The organism is Streptomyces sp. NPDC021212, from assembly GCF_044332925.1.
Taxonomy (GTDB): Bacteria; Actinomycetota; Actinomycetes; order Streptomycetales; family Streptomycetaceae; genus Streptomyces.
The window spans coordinates 517,226-531,072 of sequence record NZ_JBIRPZ010000005.1 but is presented as its reverse complement, the minus strand read 5'-3'; the positions used below and the strand labels follow the sequence as shown (position 1 = coordinate 531,072).

The following is a 13,847-nucleotide window of genomic DNA, read 5'->3' as shown; positions in this document are numbered from 1 at the left end:
GAGGGGCCGGGCGCGGGCCGGTCAGCGGGGGGTGAAGTCCTGGTTGCTGCCGGCGGTGTTCTTGCAGGGCCATTGGTCGAGCTGCTGGCCGAGGCTGCTGCCGCCGCCGTAGACGTCAAGGCACAGACCGCTGTTCTTGTTCTGGAAGGCGTACGAGTCGTCGGGCTGTCGTACCGGCAGCCACAGAGTGCCGGCCGTTCCGTCCGGAGCCTGCTGCACGATGTTGGGCGTACCGGCGGCCGTGGAGCCGCCCGACACCGCCACGACGTGTCCGGAGTGCTGCGCCCGCAGTTGCCCATAGCCGCCTGAGACCGGCACGAACTCGAACTGCTGGTTGCTCTGCCCGTTGCAGGTCCACTGGTCGATCGCGGCGCCCGCAGCGGTGGAGTCGCCGTACACGTCGAGGCACAGACTGTCGCTGCCGATCACCAGCTGGTGGTAGCCGGTGGGGAAGCCGCCACCACCGCCGCCCGAGGACTGGATGCCCGCCTGCTGGATGACCTGTTTGGCGCCCTGCGGCCAGTTGGTGCCGCTGACCAGGACGTTGCCGGTGAGGATGTTGTTGTGCGGAGGACCGGTGGCCACGTAGGTGTTGCCGCCGTTGTACCAGTTGCCGGAGAAGGTGCTGTCGTCGGTGTGGTTGTTCCCATTGGCATTGGTGAGCGCCCAGTTACTGGCGTCCTGCACCACGTTGCGGGACACCGCCAGGTACCGCGATCCCTCGTCGAGGTACAGCGCGGTGGTGTGGTTGTTGCCGTACATGTAGTTGTCGCTGATCACCGAGCCGGGGCTCGCGGACAGGCTGTAGATGCTGCCGCCGTCGAACATCGCCTTCTTGGTGTCGAAGACCAGGTTGTGGGAGACGGTGTTGTTCTTCAGCGTCGTGGGCGTGCTGTAGACGGGCTGGTAGGCGTACGTTCCCCGGTTGACGTAGTCCTGGCTGCCGCCCGGGTCGTTGATGCCCCAGCCCCAGCCGATGTCGATCCCGTCGTAGGGAAGGTGGTCGCATTGGTTGTGGGTGATCGTGGCGTTCGTGACGTAGGTGGACAGGATGCCCGCGGTTTCCTTGTAGTCGGTGCCCACCCCGCTCACCCGGTTGTTGCTGACGGTGATGTCATGGTTGGTCATCTGCGGGTTGCCGGGGTGGTGCGCGTCCGGCTGGATCCCGCCGACCTGGATGCCACTGCCGGCGATGTCGGTGAACGTGTTGTCGGTGATGCTGATGTCGCCCGCGCCGAGTCCGGTACCGGAGGCCGTGGCGGCACCGTCGTTGCCCACGCCAAGTCCGGCCTGCCCGAGTTCGGAGAAGGTGTTGCCGGAGAACGTGATGCCGGTGGCGGCGGAGACCTGTACGGCCGCGGGCATCTGCACCCAGTGGTTACGGATGGCCTCGAACTGCGTACAGCCCGACTTGCAGGTGCTCAGCCAATTGGCGGGCATCGCGTGGGCGCCGGTGATGTGCGCGCCGCTCTGCTGGTCCGCGTAGCCGTCGGAGCCGCTCGGGCCGAGCCAGGAGGTTCCCGTGAACCGGATGCCGGCGAATCCCAGACCGGTCGCCGGTGAGCCGTAGCTGCCGCTGATGCCGAGCAGGCTCTGCAATTGGGGCAGTTCGACATCGAGGGTGTTGGGGTTCTGCCCCGGCTGTGCCCGGTAGTACAGGTCGCCGGTGGACGAGTCGAGGTACCACTGTCCGGCCTGCTTGAGGAACGCGTAGTTGTTCTCCAGATACATGGTTCCGCCGGCGAACGGCGCGTTGATGGTGTCGTAACCCCACGAGTTGTTGTTCCAGGCGGGCTGCTGCATGGTGATGGTTCTGCCGCTGATCGACTGAACCGGCGCGTAGCGGTCGGTGAAGGAGTTGACGCTCTCGACTTCCATGTGGCTCTTGTCCGAGAGACCGGCCAGGTAGTCGAGGGAGGGGTCGGTGACGGTCAGGCCGGTCTGGGTGAAGGTGAAGGCGGAGCGGGGCACCTGGATCGCCGCCCGCGGCGCCTCCTTGCCGTTCACGTACAACTGGCGCGTGTTCACGCCGGTGCCGATGTGGGCCGACCAGATGTTGCTCGACTGATCATGCACCTGCCAATTCATTACCTGGCGGGCACCCGTCACGACCGGCTGCTGCCCGGACGCGGCCTGGTAGGTGATGGTGTGGCCGTTCTGGCCGCCGTCGCCGGAGCCGAAGGTCAGCGGCTGGGACAACCGGTAGGTCCCCCCGGCCAGGTGGACCACGACATCCGTATCGGCCGAGAGCTGGTGCGCGGGCCGCTGCGCCTGGTCGATCGTCGCGAACGGCCGTCCGGCGGTGCCGTCCCCGCCGGGATCCGCATCCGGAGCCACGTACAGGGCGGCGGCCGGCGCGTGGCGCTCGGCCGGTACGGCGAACGTGGCCCCGGCCGTGGCCAGGCTCCCGGCCAGTAGGGCGAGCACAGCTACGGGGGCGGCCCAGAGGCCGCGGAGCGCTCTGGCTCCGGACATCGTCATCCTCCAGTGGTGGCGCGTGGGGACCGGTGGTGCGGGCGGTGCGGCGTTGTTCGCCGTCGAAGCCGCCTGCGCGACGCGCCCCCCTGCCGGGTCCGGGCGAGGGGAATACGGCGATTCGGCCGGACGGTCGGAAGATCCGGGAGGTGCCGCCGGGCGCCGGGCTCGCGGATGCCCGTATCCGGTGGCGAGTGGCCCGTGACGGTGGTGAGCCGGCCACGGGCCGGTCACGTCAGTCGAGATTCCATTGCTGGTTGGACCCGCCGTTGCACGGCCAGAGTTCCGCCAAGGCGCCGTTTGCGGTGGAAGCGCCGGTGACGTCGAGGCAGAGTCCGGACTGGGTGCCGGTGACGGTGCCGTCGGAGTTCAGCTGCCACTGCTGGTTGGCGCCGCCGTTGCATGGCCAGGTCACCACCTTGGTGCCGGCGGACGTCTGGTGGTTGTACGCGTCCAGGCACATCTGGCTGCTGCCGCTGTAGACGGTCAGCTGACTGGAGGGCGTGCGGGCCCAGGTCTGGTTGGCACCGCCGCTGCAGTCCCAGATCTGTAGCTGAGTACCGGCCGTGGTGGACGAGTTGGGCACGTCCAGGCACTTGCCCGCCCCCACCGCGTGCAGCGCGCCCGTGCTCGTCCCGCCGGAGGAGTTGCTGTATCCGGCAGCGGTGATGTTGGCCTGGACCGCGTTCTCGGTGGCGTCCGACGGGTAGCCTGAGGTCATCACGCCCTCGTAGAAGGTGCCTTGGGCGCCCTTACTGTTGTCCCCACCGGTGCCCAGGATGATGGCACCCTGCTTCCGCATCGGGTTGTAGCCGGGGACGTTGGGACGCGGCCCGTCGTAGAAGGTGGACAGGGCGCCGGACTGGGCGTTGCCGCCACGGATCGCCCAGTGGTTCGGGCCGCCCTTGATGATGGCGGTCGTGTACCGGTAGTTGATGGTCGGGTCGCCCGCGTTGTAGCGCTGGTTCACCCCGGAGAACAGGCCGTTCTCCAGATCGGCCATGATCCAGGGGCCGTTGCCCGAACCGTAGCCCCAGACCCTGATGTTGCCGAAGTAGATGGCCTCCATGGTGCCGTTGCCGTCGTCGTTGCTGTCCGTCTCGGCGTTGCCGTAGTCGAAGCAGCATCCGCCGTTGTAGTGCGTGCCGTCGAAGATCGCGTACATACCCTCGGGGTTGTCCCCGGTCGCGATGCCGTTGGTGTGGTTGTTGCGGTAACCCGTGCCGGGCGCCACGAAAACGCCGTAGGCCTTGTGACCTCCCACCATGGTGGGCGCGGCGGTCGCGTTCGCGAGGTTGTCGGGGCCGCCCGCAGCACCGCCGCCGGGCGCCTGGGTGAGGTTGTTGCCGCGGCCGGACTGGTCATAGATGATCGTGATGAGACAGGTCGTCCCCGAGCAGAACGAGTCCTGGGCGGCGGCGTCGGCGTATCCGCCCGCGCTCAGGACGCCGATGTTCCGGGTGCTGTTGTCCGAGGCACGCCGGACCTGGTAAAGCGGCCCGTTGTACGAGGCGTACAACGCTCGCGTCGTGCTGTGCGCCGCCACGCAGGGGGTGCCGCCTGTCGCGTAGATGTCGCACGGCCCGGACGTGTCAGCACGGGCCGTACCCGCCGTGGCCGTGGCGCCGGCAAGCGCGCCGGCGACGAACACGGCCGCGGCTCCCGCCCGGGCGAACACTGTCGCCGCTGAGCGGGGCGAGCGCGTCGACAGAGGGACGTGTGCCCGGCCCGGCACGCGGCCCGGCCTGCCACCGCGCCCTACCGCCGCGAACAACCGTCGCACGCCCTCGCGCACGGACAGCGGGTGGCACCTTGTACGCATGGTTCTCATCTGATCTCCCTACCGTGCCGGCGCGACCCGATCGGGTCGTCTGTGGTGGCGCTGACAATCCGGAAGCGCTTGAAGGTGCCGTTTCCGCAGCGAGATTGCAGAGAGGGTTCGGGGGGAGACGGTGCTCCCGGCTTCGTGGACTGTCAAGAGTGCGGAGTCACTTGTTGCGAACCTTGTCGCGGAATCGATTCGACGGCCGATTCCGGCAGTTCGGGACCGATCGGGACGCTCGAACAGTTCATCGGGCGGGCCGCGCGGGCCTGCCCGACGGCGGGCCGCCGGATTATGGGTGACTGCCCATCATGCGGGTGAGCAGGAACGCAGCCGCCGAGCTCATGTGGCGAAGGGCCGATTCGGAGAGCATCAGCCGAAGCAGCGGGGCTTCGGGACGCTCGTCGGCGCCGCCGTCGCTTCACGGCACGGGATTGACCCCGCATTCCGCCGGTCGTACCATCCGTCGAAGCGCTTGCGTGGCATCGATTCGCTCCACGCCTTCCGTACGACGTGGGGCTCGGAAGGCTCGACGGCTCCCTGCAGCCCGACGTCGGCGCCCCGCGGATTCATGGCACTGGGGCACCCAGGCGGCTGCGACGCCGTACACGCGGCTCGCCGCCGCGCACTCGTCACGCTTGCGCCGCTCCGTCACGGTGGAGCGGCGCCGAACCCGCTGGTTCCTGCCCATGCCGGAAATCTCATCCGCCCTGGTGGGGCGTGCTTCTTCGGATTCCCGAGACCTTAGCCGCGGTCGCTCGAGCCGACACTCTCGCGCAGCTGCTGTCAGCACGTCATGATGATCGATCGTGCTGCTGCCCTGCGCCACCAGATCACCGTGTTGGAACGCCAACTCGGCAAGGAAAAGGTCCGGTTCACGCCGAGCGATCGGGCGTTCCTGGCGGCGCTGCTGCACCGGCTGCCACTTCACCTCCTGCGAAGATTACGGCTGCTTGTACGCCCTGACACGGTGCTGCGTTGGCACCGCACCCTCGTCGCGCGCCACCACGCAGCCGACCGCCTCCTGGGTAGCACAAGCGGCGAAGAACCTGGTCATGGACCTCGACCCCAGCGGCATCCAGATGCCACGAATGAACTCGATCATGGAGCGCTGGATACAGACCTGTCGCCGCGAGATCCTGGACCGGACATTGATCTGGAACCAGCGACATCTGCTCCACACCTTGCGCGAGTTCGAGCAGTTCTACAACGGACACCGACCACACCAGGGCATCGCCTACGCCAGACCGCTACAGCCCTTGCCCCCGCCGATCGACGACCCGGACGCGATAGCCCGCCTCGCCATACGCCGACAGGATCGCCTCGGCGGCATCCTCCACGAGTACCGGCATGCCGCGTGACCTGCACGGATGAGGTTTCCGACAAGGGCAGTGCCTGCGGCGCAGCAGGTCACGGTGCCAGCGAAGTACGGTGTCCGGCGTCACCAGCAGTCGAAGCCGACGGAGGCGCTGCTTGGGAAGACGATAGAGCAAGGCAGCGAGGAAAGTGCGGTCCTCGGGCGCGAACCGGGGACGGACTCCGCCGAGCTGCCGCCCCAGCACGGCGAGTTGGTGCCGCAGCGCCAGGCTCCCCACGTCCTTGCCCCGGTCGCTCAGCGGCAGCAGCCGTAGCGCGGCGAAGGCGTTCGTTACCGTCAGATTTCTTTCACCTGCGCGGATGGACATTTCGGCACCCATAGGGACCGGAAAGTTCAGCACGCCGATGACTCGCCACGCGCCAGGAAGGGCCGGCCAGCCCTCAGGAGGCTGAAATACTGATGCGTGACGCCAAGAGAGCTACCGGCCTGAACCTTCGCGGGTGTTCTTGCTGCGCGCGTCCGGCACCTTGTCGATGGTGAACGCATACATTCCCCCGAGGACGAATATTGCCAGATACTGAGCCCAGACAACATCATCGAGCGCCCTGCTCACCGCAATGAGCACCCCGGCCCAGAGGAGAGTAAATACAATCTTGCCCATCAGAGTTCCTTACCCTCAGCCGAGCGAAGAGAGGCAGCCGGTGGCGCCGCCGACAACAGTCTTGGCCGCGACATCCTTGGCCACGTCCTTGCTGACGTAGCGGCCGACGACCAGTGCCCCTGCCCGACGATTGCCCCTTTGATCAGGCATTTCTTAGCGACTTTCTCCATCTTGGCGTTGTGCATCAAGTATGCACAGTCGTCCTTGCCATCGGACATGATGCACATCGAACGAGCTTCTTCGATGGGGCTCACCATGGTGGACTGCGCCGCCGCGGGCCGCGGCTTCGGCTCGGCGTATGCCACACCAGTACCGCTGCCGAGAACTATGTCTCCCAGCATGACGGCCGATATTGCACCGGAGAGAACGCGCTTCATAAACCCTCCCGTTTCAGCCTTCCCCCAGAGCGGCTTTGGTCAGAAGCCGCCCCGTGTTGGCCAATTACGAATGTACTAGCCGACTCCCTTATCGGTAACCCGATTGAGCGGATCTTGAGCTTGACGATCCAGCTATGGCGAGATGATGCATGGCCGGACCGCCGCCCACTACCCCGAACCACTTCACCGGTACCATCACGATGTCGTCGGCGCGGCCGGCCACGGCCAGGAGCGCCCGCAGGGACAGCCCGAAGTTGACCGCGGCCGCCGCCGTGTCGGCGTCTCGCACGTGAGACATCCGGGGCCAAGGCGGCCGGCCCCGCCACCTTCAGCAAGATCTACTCGCTGCAGGACGCCGACTGCACCCCGATCCACTTCAGCTACGCCGAGCTGAACAAGTGCAACTCCACCTGGGATCGCTGGGCGGTGAGCGCCGCCACCGCCAAGTCCAACGCCCTGCGCACCATCGACCGCTCAATGTCACCAGCGGTTTCCGCTCAACGGCGTGCGACAACGCGGCCGGCGCGGGGCCGCACTCCCTGTGCACCCTGCTGGTCCAGGCCGCCCGTAACCACGGCTTCAACGGCACCCTTGGCACCGGCTACCCGGGCCACGACGACCACGCTCATGTGGACCACCACGAGAGCCGCTTCTGGTCGGCGCCCTCCTGCGGCATCTGACACACCCCGTTCCGGGGCCTCGCGCCACGTGCGCGGGGCCCCGGAACGTACGGCATCCCGGCAAGGTTTGCCCCGTCGCGGCACTCGTCGTGCTTGGTCAGAGCGCCGAAACCCTCGTCGGGAGCCTGCGTTGTGGGTGCAATGTGGCTGTGTGGCGCTGGTGGCCTTGGGCGCCGCGTATGCGTCGTGTCGGCACGGCCGCGGACGAATGGCGTAGCCCCGCCGCCGTGCGGGGGCCCTCCGTACGGTCGCGGGAAGGCTCGGCCACATGACGGCGGCGCTACGACCCCTCGTCAGGCCACGACCCGCGCCTCTTGCCGCACGCTGCTGGACGCCGGCTCGCGCTCGGGGTCCCAGCGGCACAGCGTCGACACCGCGAAGCCGATGGCCGGCACGAGGGCGGTGACGATGATCGCTTTCCCCGGTCCGATCGCGTCGAGCAGCAGCGGGAAGACGAACAACCCGATCGCCGCCCCGGTGCTGCCCGCCGTGTTGGTGACCCCGGATCCGAGCGCGCGGAGGTGGCTCGGATAGGCCAGTGCCGCCAGGCTCGCCCCGCCGGGGGCGGGGCCCGCCGAATGCAGCAGCAGGAAGGCCGCGGGAATCGCGACAGCCGCCCACAGTGGCAGGGCGTGGAAGAACACGCCGAGCACCACGATCAGCACCGTCACCCCGGCGAAGCCGAACTGCATCGCGCGCCGGATACGCAGCTTCGCCGCCACGAACGTCGAGCTGAAGCCGCCGAGGATTCCGAACAGGTTGAACACGACGACACCGATCGTGGCGGGCACGAAGTCGGACCCGAACAGCCGCAACGCGATGATCGGCAAGTACCAGCCGACCGCGTAGTACTCCAGGCCCTGCATCATGAACGTGACTGCTGCGAGCATGGTGCGCCGCCGGTACGGCGGGGCGAACAGCTCGCGGAGGCCGGCCAGGCCGCCACTCTCGCCCGCGTGGTGCGCGGGAGCGACGTCCTCCAGCGGCGATTCGACCTCCACCCGGTACACCAGCCGAATCGCCTGTGCGGCTTCGCGCACCCGCCCCTGCGATGCGAGCCACCTCGGCGACTCCGGCAGCACGAACCACTGCACGGCGCCGAGGACGAACGCGATTGCCCCCGCGCTGACCAGCGACCAGCGCCAGATGTCATCGCCGACGCCAAGGTTGTATACGCCGATGGTGAGCAGCAGGTTCATCGTGGCCGCCACGTACCACATGCCCTGCCAGCGGTTGAGCTTGCCCTGATGGCGCCGGGGCAGGAACTCCGCGATGTAAGCCATGACGACGGCGAAGTCGAGCGCCCAGGACGCGCCCGCGAGTACGCGGCTGATGACCAGCAGCCCGAAGCTCGGCGCGACCACCGCGAGCAGGGTGGACACCACGGCGAGCACTTTGGCGAGCAGAATCATCGGCAGCCGGCCGTAGCGGTCGGACAGCCGACCCGCCAGCGGGCACAGGAGCAGCGCGACGAGCATCGAGGTGCTGGTCACCACGGACAGCTGGAACGCGGTCAGCCCGAGCTGGCGGTCGAGCGCGGCGAGCGTCGAGCCGAGCGCGGTACTGGAGTAGGCCTCGAAGAAGACCCCGCCCAGCGCCAGCGTCCAGACCCAGTACATCCGGCCGTGAGTACCGCGCGAGGCCTCGATCGCGTCGACGACGTCCTGTTCAGAACGGACGGGCAGAAGTGTGTTCATGACTGTCTCCGCTCCCGCTCAGACGAACAGTCTGTCGTTGACCGGCAGCCCGTTGGTTCGGCAGTACGTCACGTAGTGCTCGATGAACCAGAACACGTCCATCAGCTCGTCGAGTTCGCCGGCGTCGTCGTAGAACTCCAGCGTGCCCTCCATCCAGAACAGCGTCTTCATGCCGCCGGGGTCGTCGCACACCAGGGTGTGCCGCACACCGGGGTTCTCCTGCACGTAGGCACCCGGCCTGGCGAGCCAGTCATACTCCAGGTACCGCCACGAACCCTCGAGGCAGAAGCCCCGCACGGCACCGCTGTGCCGGTGGACGCCGAGGTGGCCGCCACCCTTGACCCACAGGATGTTGGTGAACTTGTTGTTGCGGACATCGAAGGCGAGGTGACGGATGAGCGCGTTGTCGCCCCACGGCACCCACGGCGACGCGGACTCGTCCGGTGGCACGTGGATGTCGGGTATCTCGAACTCACGGGTGATCGCGAGTCGCGATTCGGTGTACGGGCCGGTGCGGGCCACGTCCTGGGTCGTAGCATCCTCAGGCATATCGGATCCTTCGCGTCAGAGCTGGTCGGCCGAGGTGGCCGACGGATCGAAGGTAGGTCCGATACGCGGCGGATCACTTGTCGCTGAGCGCACCCCTGCTTGCGCATTCGCGCAACCGGTACTCGCGGGGTGAGCAGCCGTGCCGTGCCTTGAACGCGCGGGAGAACTGCGAGGAATCGTCAAAGCCGACCGCGAACGCGATCTCGGTGACCGACTGGTGCGCGAACGCGGGGTCGGCCAGCAGGTGCGCGGCCCGGTCCATCCTCGTAGCCAGGATGAACCGCGCCGGGGACAACCCTACGTCGGCGAACGCGAGTTGCAGCGTGCGCAGCGACACGTACAGGGCCGCAGCGAGGCGGTCCGGAGCAAGCGCCGGGTCGCCCAGCCGGTCGAGGACCACACCCTGGGCCCGCAGCCGCAGCTCCTCGCGGCCCAGCGTGGGGGAGACACCCGCCACGTCACCGAAGGCCGTCGAGATCAGGCTCACGGTGGTCGCGCGGATGCCCAGCCGGTCGCGATGCCGGCTCAGTTCGCCGAGCTGGACGAGGTAGCGGGAAGCAAGCGAGCCGACGGGAGATTCGCGGTCGATGCGCACCGCGGTGCAGGACGGTGGCGGAACCGGGAACCCGGTGGAGCGGAACAGGGAGACCGGCAACTTGGTGATCGTGAGATCGAACCATTCCCGTGACTCGATCAGGCAGGGCCGGGAGGCGTCATAGGAGGCCAGATCGCCCGGCCGCAGCGAAGCGGTGCGGCCGTCCTGCTCGATGCGCAGGGAGCCGGTCCGGGGCAGCATCACGAAGACGACCTCGTCGCCACCGCGTCCGATGGCGCTGGTCGAACGCACCACTGTGTGGGGATCGGCGTGGAGCCGGGAGAACTCGAGCCCGTCGAGACTGTGCACCTCGAGCTCGGCGTCGAAGCCGGTCTCTCCGGTGCCGGAGCGGAATTCGAGCGGCACGTATACATCGTCGATCACCGACTGCCAATGACGCGCCTGGGCGGAACGGGCGAACGCGGCAGTGCTCATCTTCATCGTTGAAGACCTCCTCGCCAAGGATTGCGCGAATTGCACAGGAAACTGCGTCCTCAGTCAAGAGCTCGCCCGGTCGGTGGATTACGGTTCCGAAGATCTACCCGACTTCCAACGGAGGGAGACCGATGCGCGCCGCCGTCACCGTCGCGCCCGGTGAGGTCACCGTCACCGAGGTTGCCGAGCCAGGGCAACCGGCGCGGGACGAGATCTTGCTGAGGCCGCTCGCCGTGGGCATCTGCGGCTCCGACGTGCACTTGTTCCACGGTGACACCGCGGCACTGTCGGGCGCCGAGTGGGGCCTGCCCCGCATCCAGGGCCACGAGATCGGAGCCGAGGTCATCGCCGACCCGGCAGGGCGCCTCCGCCCGGGAGACCGGGTAGCCGTCTGGCCGCTCGTGGCGTGCGGGTCGTGTCACCGGTGTGCAGCCGGTGCGGTCAACGCGTGTGTCGGGCTGTCGATCATCGGGGTGCACCGTGACGGAGGGCTGGCCGAGGCGCTCACCGTCCCGGCCACGCATGTGTTCGGCGTCGGAGAGGTGAGCGAGGTCGCCGCCGCCTTCGTCGAACCGCTCTCGATCGGGATGCACGCGGTCGCCCGCTCCGGGGCGCGGCCGGGCGATCAGGTCGTCGTGTTCGGTGGGGGCGCGGTCGGGCAGGGGGTCTGCGCCGTGCTGGCCGACCGGGACATCGCCACGTTCCTGGTCGAGCGGACCCCGGAGCGGGCCGGTGCGGGCGCGCTCTGGGGCGCTCGGACCACGACCGAGCACGATCGAGAACGGCTACGCGGCGAGGTCCTCGACTGGACGGCCGGTACCGGCGCCGATGTGGTTATGGACGCGACCGGCGCGCCCGCCGTGCTCGACACCGCACTGGATGTGGTCCGAGTCGGAGGAACGGTGGTGGCAGTGGGGCTCACCGCCGCCACCGGTTCCGTGCACACCGGTACCATCGCCGCCAAGGAGCTCGCCGTGCTCGGCTCGAGCTGCTGCACGGCCCCCGAGTTCGAGAAGGCCACCGCGCTGGCCGGCCGCTGGGCGGGCACGATCGACCGGTTGCCCGTCCGCCGCCACCCGCTTGAGGACTGCGCCGTGGCACTGGCGGAGGCGCACACCGCCGCCGACGCGGTCAAGGTCCTCGTCGACATCACCCGGTCCTGAACCCCGCCCGTGGAAGGAGTGCTGTGTCCGACCGTTCACGTCCCACCGCCGCCACCCTGTTCGATGTCACCGGCCGCGTGTTCGCCGTCACCGGCGGTGCCAGCGGCATCGGCCTGGCCATCGCCGAGATCCTCGCCGACGAAGGTGCGTCGGTCACACTGCTGGACATCAGTCCCCACCGGGTCGAGACCGAGACCGCGCGGCTGCGCGCCGACGGGCGGGCTGTCCGCGGTGCGGTGCTCGACGTGAGCGACGGCGAGGCCGTGGAGCGCGCTCTGCGCGCCGTGGCCGAGGACGCCGGCCGCCTCGACGGTGTGTTCGTCAACGCGGGCATCTCGGTCGGCGCCGGCTTCGCCGAGCCGGGCTGGCGGGTCGAGGAGTTCCCCATGGACAGCTGGGACCGCGTGGTCGCGGTGAACGTGGACGGCATGCTGGCCACGCTGCGGGCCGCCGCGGCCCTCATGCGGCCACGGGGCCGCGGCAAGATCGTGCTCACGGCGTCCACCGCGGGGCTGCGGACGGATCCGATGGTCGCTTACTCCTATGTGGCCACGAAAGCCGCCGTCGTGAGCCTCGGCCGCCAGTCCGCGCTCGATCTCGCCGGCGCCGGCGTCACCGTGAACACCATCGCTCCTGGTCCCTTCCGCACCAATATCGGTGCGGGTTTCGACCCCGGTGAGCAGGTATGGAAGACCACGGTGCCACTGGGCCGGATCGGCCAAACCGATGAGCTGAAAGGCCTGGCGCTGCTGCTGGCCTCCGACGCCTCCAGCTTCATGACGGGCGCGGTCTACCCGATCGACGGGGGCGCGCTCGCGGTGTCGCACTCGCTCTAGAGCGCTCAGTCGCAGAAGCGTGTGGGTGCCGGGAATTATGTCACCCGGGCCGATCTGCTGGTTCGGATCCGTCAGACCTCAGGAAGAGACTGCCGTTCTGAGGCAGCATGCCGACCGTGGTGATACGGCTGATCTACCTGCTCGCCTGCCAAGCCTTCCGATGGCTTGCCCTGCTCGCCCGTTCGGATGCCTCGAAGGACGCAGAGATCTTGGTGCTTCGGCATCAACTGACGATCGCACGCCGTGCCCAGCCACGGCCGCGCGGAAATACCGCCGCATCCACGGTGAGCTCCTCGGCCTTGGACGTGACGTCGCGGCCTCCACCGTCTGGTCCATTCCGAAGCAAGCAGGGATCGACCCATCGCCGCAGCGTGTGGACTGCTCCTGGGCCGCTTTCCTCAAGGCCCAGGCCTCCGTAATCGTAGCCACCGACCTGTTCCACACCGATACGGTCTTCCTGCGGCGCTGGTTCGTACTCTTCATCAACCACGACACCCGGCGGGTGCACATCGCAGGCATCACCCGACACCCGACCGGACCCTGGATCATCCAACAAGCCCGCAACTACCTCGTGGACCTCGGCGACCACGCCGAGTCGATCAAGTTACTCATCCGAGATTTCGCGTCGGGTGATCTGCTGGCTCACCGCCGACTGCACGATGCTCAGCCGTTGTGCCGCCCGCCCGAAGTGCAGTTCCTCGGCGACGGTCACGAAGTAATGCAGTTCCCTCAGCTCCATCCCTCCGATCTCTCACATGGTGTGATCGCTGCTGGAGGATTCTGATTGTTGTTCACCGGGGTCATCGCCGCTGTGATGGATGTGAGACCACAGCGGCCCCATCACCGGCTGCCGCGGGGTGGGAAGACATGAACGGAGAACACAAGTGAGCCAGGTAACCCTGGGAATCATCGGCACCGGCATGGTCGGCCGCGCGGTGGCCCGCCGCGCGACCGACGCCGGTCTGCACGTCGTCCTGAGCAACTCCCGTGGTCCCGGCACGCTGGCCGAGAGCTGGCGCAGCGAACCCCACACCCCGCTGTACGCCCTCCCCTATATCGGGCAGCCGCCGTCGGGTCTCACTCCCCAGGAATTCGTGGCCTGGGCCCAGCAGGCCACCGGCATCCCCGTCCCCGCCACCCGCATCAAGGAACTCGCCGCGGCCGCAGTACGCGGCCCCGCAGGATTCCGGATGTAGTCGACAGACGATCGACGGCGGCCTCGGCCTCGGCCTAGTGAAG

11 protein-coding genes and 3 pseudogenes are annotated in these 13,847 nt (G+C 68.1%); 5 read left to right on the top strand and 9 right to left on the bottom strand.

Annotated elements, in window-relative coordinates; all coding sequences use genetic code 11:
* Positions 1 to 21: 21 nt before the first annotated feature.
* Positions 22 to 2,475 (bottom strand): RICIN domain-containing protein, encoded by a 2,454-nt coding sequence (locus ACH4SI_RS17120; RefSeq protein WP_398296517.1) that lies wholly within the window; start codon positions 2,473 to 2,475, stop codon positions 22 to 24.
* Between the two features lie 235 nt (positions 2,476 to 2,710).
* The gene (locus ACH4SI_RS17115) at positions 2,711 to 4,306 is read right to left on the bottom strand and encodes an arabinofuranosidase catalytic domain-containing protein (protein WP_398296516.1); all 1,596 of its coding nucleotides are present in this window, start codon (positions 4,304 to 4,306) and stop codon (positions 2,711 to 2,713) included.
* A 787-nt stretch (positions 4,307 to 5,093) separates the two neighbouring features.
* On the opposite strand from ACH4SI_RS17115, the pseudogene ACH4SI_RS17110 reads away from it, so the two are divergent.
* A pseudogene (locus ACH4SI_RS17110) lies at positions 5,094 to 5,658 on the top strand (integrase core domain-containing protein).
* 435 nt (positions 5,659 to 6,093) lie between these two features.
* Here the strand turns inward: ACH4SI_RS17110 and ACH4SI_RS17105 are convergent.
* Positions 6,094 to 6,276 carry a hypothetical protein gene (locus ACH4SI_RS17105; RefSeq protein ID WP_398296515.1) on the bottom strand — a complete coding sequence of 61 codons (183 nt, stop codon included), beginning with the start codon at positions 6,274 to 6,276 and terminating at the stop codon, positions 6,094 to 6,096.
* A 15-nt stretch (positions 6,277 to 6,291) separates the two neighbouring features.
* Positions 6,292 to 6,426, bottom strand: a complete 135-nt coding sequence (locus ACH4SI_RS17100; protein ID WP_398296514.1) for a hypothetical protein — start codon at positions 6,424 to 6,426, stop codon at positions 6,292 to 6,294.
* 539 nt (positions 6,427 to 6,965) lie between these two features.
* Between ACH4SI_RS17100 and ACH4SI_RS17095 the strand changes: the two are divergent.
* Positions 6,966 to 7,333: pseudogene (locus ACH4SI_RS17095) on the top strand (peptidase M15); the annotation flags it as partial.
* A 293-nt stretch (positions 7,334 to 7,626) separates the two neighbouring features.
* Here the strand turns inward: ACH4SI_RS17095 and ACH4SI_RS17090 are convergent.
* From ACH4SI_RS17090 to ACH4SI_RS17080, 3 genes are all read right to left on the bottom strand, one after another.
* Complete coding sequence (locus ACH4SI_RS17090; protein ID WP_398296513.1) at positions 7,627 to 9,030, bottom strand: MFS transporter; 1,404 nt, start codon at positions 9,028 to 9,030, stop codon at positions 7,627 to 7,629.
* Between the two features lie 18 nt (positions 9,031 to 9,048).
* Positions 9,049 to 9,579, bottom strand: coding sequence for a 2,4'-dihydroxyacetophenone dioxygenase family protein (locus tag ACH4SI_RS17085; protein WP_398296512.1), 531 nt, complete (start codon positions 9,577 to 9,579; stop codon positions 9,049 to 9,051).
* A 73-nt stretch (positions 9,580 to 9,652) separates the two neighbouring features.
* On the bottom strand, positions 9,653 to 10,615 hold the full coding sequence (locus ACH4SI_RS17080; RefSeq protein ID WP_398296511.1) for a helix-turn-helix domain-containing protein: 963 nt from the start codon (positions 10,613 to 10,615) through the stop codon (positions 9,653 to 9,655).
* A 125-nt stretch (positions 10,616 to 10,740) separates the two neighbouring features.
* On the opposite strand from ACH4SI_RS17080, the gene ACH4SI_RS17075 reads away from it, so the two are divergent.
* Positions 10,741 to 11,772, top strand: a complete 1,032-nt coding sequence (locus ACH4SI_RS17075) for a zinc-binding dehydrogenase (RefSeq protein WP_398296510.1) — start codon at positions 10,741 to 10,743, stop codon at positions 11,770 to 11,772.
* Positions 11,773 to 11,795: 23 nt separating this feature from the next.
* A complete protein-coding gene (locus tag ACH4SI_RS17070; protein WP_398296509.1) occupies positions 11,796 to 12,608 on the top strand; it encodes an SDR family NAD(P)-dependent oxidoreductase in 813 nt (270 codons plus the stop codon).
* A gap of 223 nt (positions 12,609 to 12,831) precedes the next feature.
* On the opposite strand, the gene ACH4SI_RS17065 is transcribed toward ACH4SI_RS17070, so the two are convergent.
* Together ACH4SI_RS17065 and ACH4SI_RS17060 are read right to left on the bottom strand one after the other, a co-directional pair.
* Positions 12,832 to 13,197, bottom strand: a complete 366-nt coding sequence (locus tag ACH4SI_RS17065) for a hypothetical protein (protein WP_398296508.1) — start codon at positions 13,195 to 13,197, stop codon at positions 12,832 to 12,834.
* A 30-nt stretch (positions 13,198 to 13,227) separates the two neighbouring features.
* Positions 13,228 to 13,347 (bottom strand): annotated as a pseudogene (locus ACH4SI_RS17060) (LysR family transcriptional regulator); the annotation flags it as partial.
* A gap of 118 nt (positions 13,348 to 13,465) precedes the next feature.
* Here ACH4SI_RS17060 and ACH4SI_RS17055 point away from each other — a divergent pair.
* Entirely contained in the window at positions 13,466 to 13,804 is a 339-nt protein-coding gene (locus ACH4SI_RS17055) for an NAD(P)-dependent oxidoreductase (RefSeq protein WP_398296507.1), read from the top strand.
* Positions 13,805 to 13,847: the final 43 nt, after the last annotated feature.